Raw genomic sequence first — 15,193 nt, forward strand, 5'->3', positions numbered from 1 at the left:
AACGAACTTCAAACTGGATTATGCCCAAGGGGCAAGGTCACGCGCAGCGGAGAATCCCGGATGACCGGCTCGGCAGATCTTCATTCGACTTGCACAAGGAAGGCGCCGCCTTCCACTCGCTGATGAATGCCTTCGCAACCGACGGCAATCACAGCCCCCTTATGTAAGGACAGATCAACGTTCACGATTCTTTATATCGCTATTGATCATCTGCACTCTGCGACCTTCAGGTGTGATCATCCCGGTTCTCGGGTCGATACAGACGCCGGGATCACAAATGGGTAACCTAGCGCCGTAGTTGTCGTACATCGCATCCTGCATTTGGTGCGGACCGTATTGTCCGCTCTCGTCGTAGGCGGGATCGTACTTTGAACCCGGCGATGGGGCTTTAGTTGATGCTGAACTAGAAGCAGGGCCCGCTCCGGACTCACCTCCACTTCCATCTCCACCTTGCTGACCTGTACGCCCTGCTTGTTGCTGCCCCTGTGCGGCTCCATTCGCGCCCGATTTGAGGGGCGAATAATCTCCGCTGAGAACCTTGTTCATTTGATCGACGTTGATTTGAACAGCGCCTGTTCCAGTCTGCACTGTATAGGTGCCGTCAATATTATTAGTCACCTTCATGGACTGACCATCTGGCCCTGTGATGACAGATTGCTCCAAGGGCATTTGAGGCGATCTCGGAAGTACATCCCCGCCATTCACGTCAGGCATCCGCGAATGGCCGGACCCGCCGCCGAAATCGGGCGCCACTGGTGTGGGACGAATAGGGTCACCTGCACGCCAGGTAAGGATGGGTCGTTCCTCGTAGGGCTCATAAAAGCCGCTAGCAGCTCCTTGGGCCCCCGCTGGCGTCGCAAGAGTCCGTGCCGATAAGCCACTTGTTGTCTGAGGAAGAGACGACGGGGCAACGTTCGGAACAGTAGCGGAAATGGAGCTACTTCCAACCGGCCAACCAGTTGCCGGGGGATAAATAGTCCGAAAACAACCTCCTGAAATGCATCCCGGTTTAGGATCGTAGACGTAGCGCGGTGTCTTCACGTCATTCAGGTACGCCGAGTCGACATAGACTTGGCCGACCTTACAGGTTGGGCATTGACCATTCACATCATATTTTGGGAAAGGCGAAACACTTGATCCGGTGGCATTCGCGGGCTGTGTTCCTGCTATCTGCTGGGCGGCGCCTGTGCCTTGTTGCGGGGCGACAGACGTTCCGCCGCTGGATGAAGAAGACTTAGGTGTGGTTCCGCAATTAGGGCTTTTGCAAGCTACAGCTTCATTAAATGCAGTCGCGCCGCCACTATTTCCCTCGACGACTGCTGCCGTTGCGGGCTTCATCCCATTGTTCGTCGATTGGGACGAGCCAGATGACGACTTTGCGGCTGAGCCTCCAGAACTCGACGACGCAGAGAGAGCGTTATGCGTGGTTGACGTCTTTGCTTGTGCCGACTCACTGTCGCTTTTGGCCACACCTACCTTCGCGGTCGCAGGGGTTGCAGCCGAGGCAGAGGGACTCACCGCCGACGAACCAGAACTCGCATTGCTGGATATCGATCCGGCCGTGGCCGCGCCACCTGCATTGGAACTAACTGCGCTCCCGGCAGAACCGCTTCCCGCCCCACCATAGGCGTCGCTCGAGCGCGGCTTTGATCCCGGCGCAAGGATCAGAAGCTTGGCTGAATCGGCCTGCTTGGGAGGGCTGCTGGCGGACGGAACGGTCACAGCATTTTTGGCGGGAAGAGCGCCGGCTTCATGTTTCGGCGCGGCCGAAACTGTCGTCGAGGAATTCAACGGCTCGGCCGCCTTTGGAGGACCGGACGCAATCCCAGGCTCCTTCGGATTTCCGACCATCGGATTTGCAGGCGAAAGCACCGGAGCAGCGGTCTTCGGCAGATTGCCATCCTTCACGCTCTTGGGCGTTCCGACCGGTGGCACCGGCGGGTTGACTGGCCCCGAGGTCTTGGGAGGAGTTTCCAATTTGACGTTTGGCTGAGCGACCGGCGCCCCTGCCGCTGGATTCGAAACGACCGGTGTCGTCGCCTGAACCGATGGAGCGACCTGCTTCGGTACGTCTGTGACGGCAGGTGGAGCGCTCGACTTCGGGATATTGACCACGGTTTGAGGTCCTGCCGAGCGAGGCAGATCAACCTTGGGTGCGGCTACGACCGGACGGGGTGTCTCGACCTTGGGCACCACGGTCACCGCCACGGCAGGCTTGGGGACGTCCACCTTCGGCACGACGACCGCAAGTTTCGGGACGTTCACCGTCACCGTCGGCTTGGGCACGTTGACGACGGGCTTGGGGACATTGACCACGATATTCGGCTTGGGAACGACGACGTTGGGCCTGGGAATCGCAGGCTTGGGGACGTTCACGAAAGGCTTGGGAATTTCGACCGCACGACAAACTGATGCGGAAAAAAGGGATAGCGCCAAGCCGGCCACCGAACAACAATTCAAATGGGATGACGTGCCCATGATCATCTCCCAACGATACAGACCGGCCTACTCTATAGACTTGATAGACCTCATGAGCAGACGAGTCTTCACCCATTTGGGTTAAGCTCCGGGGAGCCTCAACGCTTTAGAAATGTCGACAACATTGCGACCAGTTCGGCCTGTCGGCGGCAACCCGTCTTGGCGAAGATGCTTTTGAGCTGTGTACGAGACGTCTCCTTCGTGATCGCGAGCTTGTCGGCGATCGCTTCGAGCGGTATCCCCGTAGATATTTGAATCGCAAGGCGGGCTTCGGCCGCCGTGAAATCGAATGCGGCTTGTAGAGCCGCTGTCGAAGGCGTCAGGGCGAGATCCGTATCGACCAAGACGGCCACGACCTGACATTCAGCGAGAGCATTTCCAGCCATGCTCGGCAGTTTCGTGAGATAGACGAGCAGAGGACGACGGCCTATCCGCGCAAAAGCAATCGGCGGCTCCCCAGCTGCAGAGCTGCTATTGATGAGCTTTTTCACCGCCTTCTCGAAGCGGACCGTTGCCGCAGCGTCATCGGCCGTGAGACGACCGTTGATCACTTTGACATCGGAGCCAAGTATTCGTTCTGCTGTCTGATTGATCCGGTAGATCTTGCCGCTTCGATTGATCAGAGCTGCTCCCTGGGTGCTGATGTCGAAGGCATCCAGAGCACCCGAACCAGTCGCATCGCCGATTGCGCCGGCAATTGCGGCCGCCCCGGAAAGGCGATCTCCCAATTTGCCCAACTGGCGCTTCTCCTCAGCAGTGAAAGGCCCCTGGGCGATCTTGCGCTGGATAGAGAGGCACCATGTTTCATCCCCGCAGTTGATGTGAACACCGCCGAACCAGCGAAGGCCGTGTGGAGCGAGAAACTCCTGATAGTAGGGGTGCCGTTTAATGTCTTCGACCGTGAAGATGTCGAGGTCATCGACGACCCCCCTCTCCTTCATGATGTTCAAGCCCCGCCTTCGTTCGTCCCTGGAGTACCAGCCGTCCTTGATGAAAATCTCGAACGATCGGCTCATCGATTCCGTAAACGGAAGGGCCGAGAACATCTTGCCGGTCAAGGGCAGAATGACTGCACCGTAACTCTCTGTCACGGAAGTGGCGACGTTCAGCGCGTCGATCCAATAAGAAGGATCAGTCGCAGCCACTACAAATGCTTCTTCGATCAATGCGAAATTCTTCAGGGCAGGGTCTCCGCATACGGATCTAATGAAATTGCAGATTGTCGCAAGGCACCTCCGGTTGTCCAGCCTAATATCGCGCCGATTCTATGTTTCCGACGAACGCGACAGACTGAGCAGCTGCCCTGGACCGCCAGCTCTATTAGTCTGAAGCCGACGCCTCGGGGATCTCTCAGCTCCAGGAAAGCAGATCGGCGATCTTGCTGGCTTGATAGCTCGGCAGACGGTCAACGTTTAGCTCGATCAAAAACAGCGCGTCGATTTTCGCGGCGGCCTCGGTCGCGATAGGCGCCTCCTTCGCCCGCGCTTATCTGGAAAGTGCTGAGCACAAGACCATGCTCCAGGACCAGTCCTACGGCTTCAACAAGCGTCGGCTCCGGCGGCATGCGGCCGACGCCGAGGCACTAACCGTCGGGCAAAACGTGCCATTTCCGCAACACCGCGCCAAACGCAGTGAGGAAGCATGGCCCTTAACCCAAATGGGTGAAGACGCACTAGTTCCTGCCTCTTACATCTTTTGACGATTACAAATGTTTGGCTTCCGCTGCTCCGCCCGGAGCCAAACGGAGGCTACTTGGTAGGAAAAGAGCATATGATAATGAAGCCAATCTGGGGTTATCGACCACTTCAGGTCGCCGCTGTGACGCTGTCAGCAGCCACGTTGATCGGAAGCCCGGCCAAAGCCGATTCGATCACGGACAGGATCATTCAGAATGTCATCCAGAACATTCTTCAGGATGTTCGTGATCAGATCCAGTCTCGCCGCTTAGCCCCCCCTACGACGCCCGGAAGGGCAATGCGATTCAGCGGGGACGACGAAAATTCGTTTGCAACCGACAACGATCCGTTCGGTGCACTCGCCTACACAAAGGCGCCGCCCTATACGAAAGCGCCAGCTCCCGCACCGGTGCCAACATATATATATGGAGTGAACCTGAACGGGTCAGCCGACTACAGCCGGTCAGCTGGTGTCACGACCGATTCGTATGGCATCATTGGAGCGATCGACATCACCAAGATTGGTGTGTTCAGTGCGTATGACGCCGTAACTGTGATCGGGACGGGTAGCGGCATCTGGTCCCACTCCATCGGCGTCGACACATCAACGGCGGTCGGAGCCGGTACCGTTGCCTACGTGAACGGTGGATTCTCGAGTGATTTCACTGTCGACGGCACTTGGACGAAGACCAGACTGGCTGCTGCGGGTGTTGCGGCGCGCCCAGACGTCAGCGGCATCAGCTACGCACCAAACATTCAATACAAATTTGAGCTGCCGAACTCGTGGTATGTCGAGCCAACCGTCGGCATCACCTACACGGAAACTTACACCGCCAACTTCGGAGCAAAGACGGGCGATAGCACCGAGGTTCATGGTGGCGCTCGCTTCGGCTTCGACACAGTGTGGAACGCGGTACGTGTTCAGCCGTCCTTTACGCTCGCTGCATTCTCGATCGTCAGCCAAACGGTAGCTGCAGGAGGCGCCGGAGCCGCAACTGGTACGGGCGACGTCGGCGGCAGAGCATCAGGCAAGTTTAATTTTCTGTGGACCGACAAATTCTCGACCTTCATCGAGGCTCATGGCAGCACCATCAAAGGCACCAATGCATACGGAACGTCTGGTGGCCTGAGGTGGACCTTCTGATCAAGCACCTCCGTTGACTATTCAACACGGAGAGCCGCCGTGCTTCGGCGGCTCTCGAACGGTATGCATACGATCAAGGCCGCGCGATTGGCGCGGGCGCGCGGGCGCGGAGAGGTCTATCGTAGCGTTGCGTGAAGGTCAGGCGGCCTGCTGATCGTCGGGCTTGTCGGCCTGGCGCAGGAGCTTCCATTCCCGGGGCAGCAGTTCGTGCAGACGCGATGCGGATGATCGGCGCTACGGGCGAGGACGTCAGCGAGCCAAAGCTTTGGATCGACGTCGTTGAGGCGGCAGGTGGTGATCATCGTCAGCATGATGGCGGCGCGGTCGGCGCCACGCTGGCCGTCGGCAAAGGTCTAGTTTGGCCGTCCCAGGGCGATGCCTCGCAAGGCGCGCTCAGCGCAATTGTTAGTCAGGCAGATCCCGCCATCGTCGAGGAAGCGGGCGAAGTCGGCCCAGCGTCTGAGTATGTAGTTGATCGGCTCCAGGACCTCGGCGGAGCGTGACAGGGTTTCGCGCTCGCACAGCAGCCAGGCGTGCATGTCGTCGAGCAGCAGTTTGCTCTTCTCCTGGGGCACGGCGCGCCGCTCGTCGGCGCTGGGGCTATTGATAGCGCGATCGACTCGAACAGCATGTCGAGGCGCCTGACGGCCTCCGGCGCAATCGGGGAGACCGGTTTGCCGTTCTATCCGTCCCGGGCGGCTTTCGCGATGTCGGCCAGCTCGAAGAAGCCCCGCCGCGCGTGGGCCATGCAGAATGCCGGCGAGATCGGCGTCGCCCTCCTTTCGGCCCGAACAACGGCTCGAAATCGCCATAACAATCCGCCTGCAGTATGCAGGCGAAGGCGGCCAGATGCTTCCGCGGATGCCGGGTCGCTAGAGCATGATGTTTTTATACGGAAACATATCCTGAGTTTTTGAGATAGTTCGCACACTCCTCCGCGGAGAAGAGGTCGAGGAGCCTTCCGGCCTTTCTCCAAGTTTCCTCGATAGTGCGCGGTTCTGCAGCTCGCATGAGGTGCTTGAGCTTGGCGAAGACCTGCTCGATCGGATTGAGGTCGGGGCTATAGGGCGGCAGGAAGAGCAGATGCGCTCCTCTGGCGCGGATGATTTCGCGAGCTCGCTTTCCTTTGTGACTTCCGAGATTGTCGAGAATCACGATGTCTCCCTTGGCTAAGGTCGGAGCCAGTTCATTCTCAACATAGAGTGTGAAGAGTTCGCCATTGATGGGACCGTCAATGACCCACGGCGCCGTGATCCGATCATGGCGCAGGGCCGCGATGAAGGTCATGGTCTTCCAGTGGCCGAAGGGAACGGACGCCTCCAGACGTTGTCCGCGTGGCCCCCAGCCGCGGAGCGGCGCCATGTTGGTCTTGATCCAAGTCTCGTCGATAAAGACCAGTCGGGAGACGTCAATCTTGTCCTGGTGAGCTTTCCAGCGCGTCCGCTTACGAGCGACGTCTGGACGATCCTGTTCGGCTGCGCGGGTCGTTTTTTTTATAGCTCAGCCCTTCAGCATGTACGAAGGTCCACACCGCGCGAACATCTGTTTTTATCCCGCGGGCCGCCAGCTCCTTTGTCAATTGACGCAGCGTGAAAGGCCCCGAGCGGATGCGTTGACGCAACCAATCGGCGTTGTCTCCAGATAGAACTGGCTTCTTGTGACCGCCGATCTTGCCAGGTGTGATATCGCCGGTCTCCTGCCTCAGCTTCTTCCACTTCGGGATGCAGGACGGGCTGATCTGGAGACTGGCTGCAATCGAGCGCACGCTCTCGCCGGCATCTGCCCGCGCCAGAGCAACCTCACGGATATCCTCCGAATACGGTCGCGTCATCCATGCTGGCCTCCGCACCCCAGCATGAAGCTTGAATCAGAGATTGCCTCCCTTGGGAATCCGATTCTGAAGAAAAACAACGCGCTCTAGAGGCGTACTAGACTGCCGCCGGCGGCGCAGGTCCAGCGAACGGCCGGTTATCCCGCACATATATCCAGATCCGCCCGGTCGTCCACTTGCCCTTCGCCAGGATACGGATGGTGGTGTCATCGCCAGGAAGTCGCCCGGCCGCGAGCAAATGACGCTCGATCAGGTTTAAGAGCGGCATCATTGCCTAGGTCCCGTGGCCGATCTGGTCGGCCAATGTCGATAATGGCAGGTCAATCCTCTCGCATTTGAAGCGCGCGCTCTGGCGGTTGAGCAGGATATGCATGCCGAACTTGTCGAACAGGATCGTCGCCAGCAGCTGCGGGCCGATCAAGCAGCGTCGCGTGGCATGGAATGGTGCCTGCGGTTAGCGGATCTTTTTGCAATCGCGGCAGGTGAACCTTCCGCGCACCGTCTCGATGACCTTGAAGCGACGCGGGATCTCCTTCAGCGTCTTGGTCACGTCCTCGCCGATCTTCGCCACGGACCTGGAGGCGGCGCGTCCGTCGTCTGTCGAAACCATCTCGGAAGCGTTCTCGCTGACGGGCGCCGAGGCTAAGGTCGCCGCGATGATCGCGGCGGGTGCATCCCAGAGAAGATCGCAGGCCAGCTGGACTGTCGCGGGAAACGGTGCGGAACCAGATCAAGGCAATTTTCGGCAAGACCGGGACGCATCGCCAGAGCGAGTTGGCCGCGTTGCTCGCCCGGATTCAAACCTGAGCTTCGCTGGGATCGTGCAGCAGCGCGCGATCCCGAGGGGGGCTGAACCGAATGCGACGACCCGCTCAGCACGGACCCCGGCCGGCGGCACCGCCCGTCCATTCGCACCACTGCACACGCGAGCCGATGCTTGCCGTCGAGCGCTGGCCCGCTCCGACGCGATCCGAACAGCTCCAGTTGCCGCAATAGGCGTTGTCGCTCCAATTGACCCATACGCTCGTGCTGCAGTGATTGACCCAGAAGGGCCCGCTGTAGTCGATCGACAGGCAGGTAGCCTGCGCTCCGACGGCCGACATCGCCAGAAACAGACCCGTCGTCATGAAGATCTTCGGCAGAATACGCATTATTCGTTCCTCGACATGGATGAAACAGTCCGGGCCGCAGCCGTCGTTTGCCACTGAGGACAGCGGGAGGCGGACGAGGCCTGGTCAGGGACGCGAACAACACCTTGCATCGAGGATCGCCGTAGCGCCTGACCCATCTGGATCATGCAGCGACAATTCCTGCCGCAGCTAAGCTCCAATGCGTCGAGACCTCCAAATAGATCACGTTGGCCATAACAGAAACGAACTGTCACACGTATTTTGTGTTAGGCAGGAGCTTGTTACTATCAACCGGCGCGTTGATTGAGGGCTGAGACACGCATAGGCTTGCCGTCTGCGCATCTTCATGGCGCGCCTTGAGAAGGTAATAGGCAGCATCGAATTTGGCCAGATGTGCGGCCATAAGCCTAAGTCGATCTCGGCCCGCTCGGCGAAGTGCGCTGGAAGTCGCTCATTCTTTCTGCAGGAATAGGCTAACTAGCTCCCGCTGGGTATGAGTACCGGTCTTTCTGAGGGCCGACTTGACCTGGTTTCGCGCGGTCTCGTAGGCGATACCCAGCTCGTCGGCAATTTGGATTAATGACCCCTTGCGGGTAAGGGCCTGTGCAATGCGCAGCTCCGCATTTGTGAGCTGAAAGCGCACTTGTAGCTCGTTTTTTTTCTCCGAAGGAGGCTCGGTGCGAAGTACCAGCAACACGGCCGGGTCGAACGAAAGCAGGCAAGCAAGGCCCTTATTTGCTAGGCCAAGGCTGCGGGTAATGGGCAGTATTGAGGCGTGAAATCGGCAACCTCGGTGCAGGAAATCGAACTGCAGATATCCGGAAGAGCCCGGCGCGCGCTGGCAGGCGACTTCGACAAGTGTAGCCAGATGTGCATCCGTTTGAGGCTCGGAAAACGAGAAGACGTCGCGGGCACCGATACGCACAGTTTCGGAAGAGACGACCAGCTCCCTGGCAGCTTGGTTGGCGCAAACAACACGCCGGCTCCGGTCGAGAATCAGAGCGGGATCGACCAAGTCGTTCACGATATCGCCTGTAAGCGGAGACGTTCGCTTCCGGAGTGTCTGACGATTGGCGAGCAGTGCGCCTCGCAGTCTGGGCCCAAGACGTTGCAACAGAGGCGCAAAGTGCCGGTGCATGTCATCCTTGTGTCGAAGTCCATACTGAAGGACTAGGGTCGCCTGCCGCCCACCCTCGCTGAAGATTCTGATTCCCGACCCGCATTCGGCTTCGCCCTCGGACTTAAGGCCTTCGTTGTAGAACTCGGATTTGAGAAAGTCGCCTACCGGAAGCACATATTCCGGCAGAAGAACGGGCGTAAGCATCGGAGCACTGGTTGCCCAGATCTTCGAAACATTGTTCATGCGGGCAAAATGACTGGCGTACCTGTCGGTGTAGCCATCGCTCCATCCTGACGCGAGCGCAACTAGCGGGCGTCCTAGGGAAGGATCGTGCGCCTGAATCACTACTCTGGATCCGGGATTAAGGTGTCTTAATTCATCGGCCACCTGCTGCCAGGCCGCTGGATCAAGGGCGGCTGCGTTAATCAGCTCGCCCAAATGCGATTCCAGCGCATGTAGATCGTGGGGAGGGCGCGGCCTGCCCGCCGCAGCTCCTGCCTTTCCATTGGATCGCCTGACGACATCTGCCATCATCGCTGCTTTTCAGCCCGATTAGACCGGTTCCGGACGATACCGGTTGGAACCACACCTGTCCAGATTGTCCCCGCTCGATGGGTCGCGCGATAAGATGATCTAGATAGGCTTCCGCCGCATGACCCAAATGGGTCATGAACTCATGCGATAACGGTCAAGATGTATGGCCGCTGGCTTCGGCCTCTTGATGCAGACTTGGCCACGGTCGTGTACGAAATAGACGCATTCTGGGGCCGACGCCAAGGTCGCATCCATGATCGCGGCCGGTTCATCGCCTGAGCAGATCGCGACGGAGCTACAGGTCTTACGGGAAACGGTACGGAATCAGATCAAGGCCATTTTCAGTAAAACGGCCACGCACCGGCAAAGCGAGCTCACCGCGCTGGTCTCGCGAATCCATGGTTAATTCTTCCCGGGCAAAACAACCCAACACATCAAAGGCGCTGCCGACAAGACCAAGGGCAGCATCAAGGATGCCGCGGGACAGGTGAGCGGCGACAAGGAGCTGCGATTGGAGGGCAAGATGGACAAGGCCAAGGGCGAAGCTCGCCAGACGGCCGGCGACGTGAAGGGCGCTGCAAGCCGCGCGACCGACTGAGACGGCCTTGGAGGAACATCCTTCGGCACGGCGCAGAAAGATTCAACCGCCTCGAAAGCTTTACTTTCTCGAGTCGGTGACCGGATTACATCCGACAAAAAATGTGCACAACGCTACGGTGCGACATGCAGGGCCATAGGCGCACCTCCTTCGGCGCCCCCTCCGTGCTCGTGAACCCGGGCGACATGGCTGGCCGATTTAATCATGCGTCATGGCTTCTCAACACCCGCTCATGCACTTCGGATTCTTCACGTCCGGCCGCGGATCGGAAACAAAGCCGGCTCGGTTGAGCATCTTGATGCCGGGAAGAGAGGTTGCATCGAGCGTGGCGTCGGCGGGCAGATCAAGTTTCATCACCTGCTCGGACGTGCTTCGCGTCAGCGTTCAGCCGCTCTATCTCATCGGACCGGAATCGAAGTCGACAATTCGGCAAAATGCCTGGCAGGAAGCGCATCTTAGCGCTTCTATCACTTACGTCCGGCGCTGGACGATTTGCGAGGCCAGGTCTACAACGGCCTTCCGACCGACCTCGGTGAGGTCATCTAAAGGCAGTGATTTGCCACGCGCCGCCTCCATGAGGCGCTGCGCCACAAATGAGCGCCACTCGTGCTGCACGAACAATTCTGGTTTCAACGCGCAAGCGCGCTCCAGAGCCCTCTCCATTTCTTTGGATCGTTCGTTGATTAAAATCACTGCTTATCATAGCTCCCTCACAACTATATCCTTGGCCTTCTTCTCTTGCTCGATGCAGATCCGCTTGCATCGTCTTTCCCCGGTGAGAGACGCCACTTGATTCTTGCCCGCCCCATCGGGCTGTTGAACTTAGGAATGTTAACGTGATCGCCGAATCTTTTTTGTCTGTTGGATCTCGAATGATACGATTCTATTCCTTAAAACATGCGAGAAAGCTTCCCCAATAAATAGAGCGGAGGTAGGCGGCTGCCCATTAGTTACGCCACTCCTTCGGACCTGGCACAAACGAGAAGCAGAGATCATTCAAAAGATGACCATCTGCTAGAGCCGACTGACCGCCTCCACAACTGCCAGCGCGAACGGGATCCAGGCGCGATCAAGCGCGGCCTGGTCGGTCACCAGCGGACCGATGAAAGTGTAGATCGCGAAGATGCTGGCGACGCCGAGCGCTGCGACCAGCATGGTTTCCCACACGGCAGGCCGGCGCAGCGCGCCAAGCTCCTGCATCAAGGGACGGCCGCGCAGTGACTGACTGACCGGCACCCACGCCCGCAGCGCCAGCAGGGCAAGCAGCGCCACGCATGCGACGACGGCATAGGTCCGCCGCCAGCCAATCGCCTGACCCAGGAGGGTCGCCAGCGGCGAACCAATGATGGTTGCAATGGTCAGTCCGCCCATGACCTGCGCGAACGCCCTGCCGGATTGACCGGGACCGACGATGTGGGACGCGACCATGGCGCCCGCGCCGAAGTAGGCACCTTGCGGCAGTCCGCTCACGAAGCGCGCGAGGGCCAGAAGCGGCAGACTGGGCGCAATCGCCGACAGCGCGTTGCCGAGCACGAACAGCGCCATGAGGCAGAGCAGCAGCGTCCGCCGGTTCAGTCGCGCGGTGCAATGGTCCTCGACGGCTGCGCATTGCGCTTGGTAGGCGCTCTCGAGCATCACTGTCTCCACTCACAGGGAAGGTCAGATCGTGGCGATCATGGCGCGACGATCCCGCAATCGGTTCACATGTTGATGTCAGCGCGTCCGCACTGCAGAAGCTCTGGCGCACAGCTACTCACGCCCTCGGAACCCGCCGCGTGGCTGTGTCACTTTGGACAAGGCTGTCCTGCCGCGCCCCAGAGGGCCACATCCTTAACGTGATCCTCGAACGTGCCCGGCGGCGTCGAGCGTCCCTCACCGGGCGCCCAGCCGCGCGGGATGAAGCCGTTCTGCGAAGCGTCGTGGCGCAGATGTTCGAGCAGACCGACGGCGTCGCGGCCCCCGTTGCGCTTGGGATCCTTGAGTTGCGCGCAGATCTCAGCGCCTTTCTTGCCGAACCAGATGAACTCGACTGGCGCGAGCTGCCAGTCGATGCCCGCGTGCGGCGGCGCAGGCGCCGGATCATTCGGCATGGCGGAGGTCATGTGACAGGTCGAGCACGGCACCGCTTCGGCACCGATACGGCTGTCGCCGCCATGGATGTTCATGCCGTGCACGCGCGGCTTGGTTTCACCCGCCGGCGTCCAGATCGGAATCGCTTTGGCATCGACATGACAATTGGCGCAGCGCGGATGAGTGATGACTGCTTCGATCCGCTTCCATGCTTTCAGTCCTTCCGCGCGGCTGACGCTGCCGGCCGGCAGCGCGTCCTTGTTGGCCTCGTCCTTGGCGGCAACGATGCCAGTGAGCGCCGCAATAGCTGATGTTGCGGCGACGATCGCAATCAAAGAGCGTTTCATGGCCGGCCTCACACGAATTCGATGAACTTGTTGAAGGGCATTTCGCGGATGCGCTTGCCCGTGGCCGCGAAGATCGCGTTGGCGAGCGCGGGCGCCACAGGCGGCACCGGCGGCTCACCGAGGCCCCTCACCTTCGGATCGTTCTGAAGGCCGCGCACGGTGATCACCGGACACTGGTACATTCGCATCGCTTCGTGATGATTGTAGTTGGTCTGCTGCACCCCGCCCTTGGCGTAGGTCAGTTCGCAATTCATGGCGTGACCGAGCCCCCAGACGACGCCGCCCTGCACCTGGCTCTCGAAGTTGACGGGGTCGATGATCTTGCCGACATCGACGGCGACGAAAACCTTGTCGACCCGGATGCCGCGCGGCGTCACTGTCACGTCAACGACCTCGGCGACCGGTGTTCCGAACGACTCGACGAAGGCGACGCCGCGCCCCCTGCCCTGGCCGAGCGGTCCCTTCCAGTCCGACATCTCCGCAACCGTCTCGAGCACCTTGCGATAGGTCGGGACGGCACACATCTCGATGCGAGCCTTCATCGGGTCGAGTCCCGCCGCATGAATCATCTCGTCAATGAAACTCTCGGTGAAGAAGCCGCCCGTGGATGCGCCGACCGAGCGCCAGGTCGTGCACGGCGACAGGTTGCGCGCCTCGAAGGTGGTCGCGCGAAAATGCGGGATATCGTAGTAGACGTTCCACAGCCCGGCGGCGAGTTGCGGATCGGGATCCTTGGTCGGCATGCCCATGTGCTCGAGCAGTCCGTTATAGGGCATCGTGCCAGCGAGCTTCAGGTCGGCCGAAATGATCCTGCCCTTGGCTACGCTGCCTTTGTGGCGGGCGATCGATATCTGGCGCGGGATGTCCTGACGGAAATCCTCCTCGCGCGAGAACACCAGCTTGATCGGCGTGCCGCGCATCTGGCTGGCGATCTCCGCCAGCACGCGGACGTTCTCGAACTCCAGACGATGCCCGAAGCTGCCACCCGTCCACTGGTTGTGAAAAGTCACCTGCTCGGGCTTCAGACCGGCATTGGCAGCCGCGATAGCCTGCACCGCCTGTGGGCTCTGATGCCCGACCCAGATCTCCATGCCCAGATCGGTTACGAGGGCGACGCCGTTGAGCGGCTCCAGCGGCTGGTGACCGACATAAGGTGCGCGATACTCGGCCTCGACCCGCTTGCCTTGCTTGAGGCCGGCCTCGACATCGCCGATCTTGCGCCACTCCTTGCCGAGAAACTCCGGCTTGAAGGATCCCTCCAGCGTCTTCCAATGGTCGGCCTGTTCGGCAGGATAGGTTGACGGCGCCCATTCGCAATCGATCGTCTCGACCGCCTTCATGGCGTACCAGCTGTTTGTCGCGACGGCAGCGACGCCGTTCTTCAAACGCAGAATCGTCTTTACGCCCGGCATTGTCTGTGCCCTGGCGGCATTGAAGGATTTCAGCGGTTGCCCCTTGTTGGGATTCAGTTTGACGGCGGCGTACAGCATGCCGTCCATCTTCATGTCGATGCCGAACTTCAATTCGCCCAGCACTTTCGAGCGGATGTCGAGCCGCATCATCGGCTTGCCGAGAATCCGCCACGTCGAGGGATCGCGCGGCTTGGCGTCGACCACCGGCGGAATGCGCGCCGCGTCCGCTGCGAGATCGACATAGGCGATCCGCGATCCGTTCGGCAGCACCACATGGCCGGACTGGGTGCGGAGATCGGCCAGCGGCGCGCCCGTGCGCTTGGCCGCCGCAAGCTTCAACGTCTCGCGGGCGACGGCGCCGGCCACCCGCAGCTTCTCATAGGTGTCGGGGATGGTGCTCGACCCACCCGTCATCTGCAGCCCGGACTTTCTAAGACCTTCGAGCGCGGCGGCGCGCGCCTTCTCGGCGGCGGGGCTCTGGTCCGCAGCCAGGAAGGGTGCGAGCTCCTCCTTGAAGCCCGTATTGAAATAGGCGGGGTGCGGTCCGGCGAACCGGATCTCGAACTGACCGGGATCGAGGTCCATCTCCTCGGCGATCATCATCGGCTGCACCGAGCCGGTGCCCTGGCCGATATCGGCATGCTGGGCAATCAGCGTGATCTTGCCCGCACTGATCTCGACCCACGGGTTGAAGGTCACGGCATCGCGCGCGAGGCCCGCAGCCAACGGATTGTCGCTGGCCGTTTCAGCCGCCTGCACGGCCGCGCCGTAGCCGCCGAATGCAACACCGCCGGCCAGCGCCGCGGAACCGACGAGGAAGGACCGACGCGAAAGACCTTGCGCGATATCCATG

15 protein-coding genes and 2 pseudogenes are annotated in these 15,193 nt (G+C 60.1%); 6 read left to right on the top strand and 11 right to left on the bottom strand.

All coding sequences use genetic code 11. The features are described 5' to 3' along the window. Positions 1-174 precede the first annotated feature (174 nt). Positions 175-624, bottom strand: a complete 450-nt coding sequence (locus tag HL671_RS31055) for a hypothetical protein (protein ID WP_172241685.1) — start codon at positions 622-624, stop codon at positions 175-177. Between the two features lie 616 nt (positions 625-1,240). Between HL671_RS31055 and HL671_RS31060 the strand changes: the two genes are divergently transcribed. The 3 genes from HL671_RS31060 (at position 1,241) to HL671_RS31070 (ending at position 2,563) form a co-directional block, all read left to right on the top strand. Then, complete coding sequence (locus HL671_RS31060; protein ID WP_172241688.1) at positions 1,241-1,627, top strand: hypothetical protein; 387 nt, start codon at positions 1,241-1,243, stop codon at positions 1,625-1,627. A 45-nt stretch (positions 1,628-1,672) separates the two neighbouring features. Continuing rightward, positions 1,673-1,993, top strand: coding sequence for a hypothetical protein (locus tag HL671_RS31065; protein ID WP_172241691.1), 321 nt, complete (start codon positions 1,673-1,675; stop codon positions 1,991-1,993). Between the two features lie 192 nt (positions 1,994-2,185). After that, positions 2,186-2,563, top strand: a complete 378-nt coding sequence (locus tag HL671_RS31070; RefSeq protein WP_172241694.1) for a hypothetical protein — start codon at positions 2,186-2,188, stop codon at positions 2,561-2,563. Positions 2,564-2,576: 13 nt separating this feature from the next. Here the strand turns inward: HL671_RS31070 and HL671_RS31075 are convergent, their stop codons facing one another. Beyond that, positions 2,577-3,644 (bottom strand): helix-turn-helix transcriptional regulator, encoded by a 1,068-nt coding sequence (locus tag HL671_RS31075; RefSeq protein ID WP_172241697.1) that lies wholly within the window; start codon positions 3,642-3,644, stop codon positions 2,577-2,579. Positions 3,645-4,254: 610 nt separating this feature from the next. Here HL671_RS31075 and HL671_RS31080 point away from each other — a divergent pair. Further along, positions 4,255-5,298, top strand: a complete 1,044-nt coding sequence (locus HL671_RS31080; RefSeq protein WP_172241700.1) for an autotransporter domain-containing protein — start codon at positions 4,255-4,257, stop codon at positions 5,296-5,298. A gap of 138 nt (positions 5,299-5,436) precedes the next feature. Here the strand turns inward: HL671_RS31080 and HL671_RS31085 are convergent. The 5 genes and pseudogenes from HL671_RS31085 to HL671_RS31105 all read right to left on the bottom strand — a co-directional run. Next, a pseudogene (locus HL671_RS31085) lies at positions 5,437-6,162 on the bottom strand (IS66 family transposase); the annotation flags it as partial. 24 nt (positions 6,163-6,186) lie between these two features. Continuing rightward, a protein-coding gene (locus HL671_RS31090) for an IS630 family transposase (RefSeq protein WP_172241703.1) occupies positions 6,187-7,129 on the bottom strand; the annotation gives its coding sequence in 2 pieces (ribosomal slippage) (positions 6,187-6,792 and positions 6,794-7,129; 942 coding nt in all). Positions 7,130-7,229: 100 nt separating this feature from the next. Next, a pseudogene (locus HL671_RS31095) lies at positions 7,230-7,700 on the bottom strand (IS66 family transposase); the annotation flags it as partial. Between the two features lie 301 nt (positions 7,701-8,001). Then, entirely contained in the window at positions 8,002-8,280 is a 279-nt protein-coding gene (locus HL671_RS31100; protein WP_172241706.1) for a hypothetical protein, read from the bottom strand. A 430-nt stretch (positions 8,281-8,710) separates the two neighbouring features. Further along, the gene (locus HL671_RS31105) at positions 8,711-9,817 is read right to left on the bottom strand and encodes a helix-turn-helix transcriptional regulator (protein ID WP_172241709.1); all 1,107 of its coding nucleotides are present in this window, start codon (positions 9,815-9,817) and stop codon (positions 8,711-8,713) included. A 349-nt stretch (positions 9,818-10,166) separates the two neighbouring features. Here HL671_RS31105 and HL671_RS39220 point away from each other — a divergent pair, with 349 nt between their 5' ends. Together HL671_RS39220 and HL671_RS31115 are read left to right on the top strand one after the other, a co-directional pair. After that, positions 10,167-10,319, top strand: coding sequence for a helix-turn-helix transcriptional regulator (locus HL671_RS39220; protein WP_172241712.1), 153 nt, complete (start codon positions 10,167-10,169; stop codon positions 10,317-10,319). A gap of 27 nt (positions 10,320-10,346) precedes the next feature. Next, on the top strand, positions 10,347-10,511 hold the full coding sequence (locus HL671_RS31115; RefSeq protein ID WP_172241902.1) for a CsbD family protein: 165 nt from the start codon (positions 10,347-10,349) through the stop codon (positions 10,509-10,511). Between the two features lie 219 nt (positions 10,512-10,730). Here the strand turns inward: HL671_RS31115 and HL671_RS38845 are convergent, their stop codons facing one another. The 4 genes from HL671_RS38845 to HL671_RS31135 form a co-directional block, all read right to left on the bottom strand. After that, entirely contained in the window at positions 10,731-10,865 is a 135-nt protein-coding gene (locus HL671_RS38845) for a hypothetical protein (RefSeq protein ID WP_283813106.1), read from the bottom strand. Between the two features lie 660 nt (positions 10,866-11,525). Next, positions 11,526-12,146 carry an MFS transporter gene (locus HL671_RS31125; protein WP_172241715.1) on the bottom strand — a complete coding sequence of 207 codons (621 nt, stop codon included), beginning with the start codon at positions 12,144-12,146 and terminating at the stop codon, positions 11,526-11,528. A 149-nt stretch (positions 12,147-12,295) separates the two neighbouring features. After that, entirely contained in the window at positions 12,296-12,928 is a 633-nt protein-coding gene (locus tag HL671_RS31130; RefSeq protein WP_172241718.1) for a hypothetical protein, read from the bottom strand. A gap of 8 nt (positions 12,929-12,936) precedes the next feature. After that, a complete protein-coding gene (locus HL671_RS31135; RefSeq protein ID WP_172241721.1) occupies positions 12,937-15,192 on the bottom strand; it encodes a molybdopterin cofactor-binding domain-containing protein in 2,256 nt (751 codons plus the stop codon). Position 15,193: the final 1 nt, after the last annotated feature.

It is taken from the genome of Bradyrhizobium denitrificans (genome assembly GCF_013179005.1).
GTDB lineage: Bacteria > Pseudomonadota > Alphaproteobacteria > Rhizobiales > Xanthobacteraceae > Bradyrhizobium > Bradyrhizobium denitrificans.

Excerpts from the sequence above, each read along its gene's own strand:
- HL671_RS31130 (WP_172241718.1), bottom strand. The coding sequence starts at position 12,928 with ATGAAACGCTCTTTGATTGCGATCGTCGCCGCAACATCAGCTATTGCG.
- HL671_RS31080 (WP_172241700.1), top strand. The coding sequence starts at position 4,255 with ATGAAGCCAATCTGGGGTTATCGACCACTTCAGGTCGCCGCTGTGACG.
- HL671_RS39220 (WP_172241712.1), top strand. The coding sequence starts at position 10,167 with ATGATCGCGGCCGGTTCATCGCCTGAGCAGATCGCGACGGAGCTACAG.
- HL671_RS31055 (WP_172241685.1), bottom strand. The coding sequence starts at position 624 with ATGAAGGTGACTAATAATATTGACGGCACCTATACAGTGCAGACTGGA.
- HL671_RS31135 (WP_172241721.1), bottom strand. The coding sequence starts at position 15,192 with ATGGATATCGCGCAAGGTCTTTCGCGTCGGTCCTTCCTCGTCGGTTCC.
- HL671_RS38845 (WP_283813106.1), bottom strand. The coding sequence starts at position 10,865 with ATGAAACTTGATCTGCCCGCCGACGCCACGCTCGATGCAACCTCTCTT.
- HL671_RS31125 (WP_172241715.1), bottom strand. The coding sequence starts at position 12,146 with ATGCTCGAGAGCGCCTACCAAGCGCAATGCGCAGCCGTCGAGGACCAT.
- HL671_RS31100 (WP_172241706.1), bottom strand. The coding sequence starts at position 8,280 with ATGCGTATTCTGCCGAAGATCTTCATGACGACGGGTCTGTTTCTGGCG.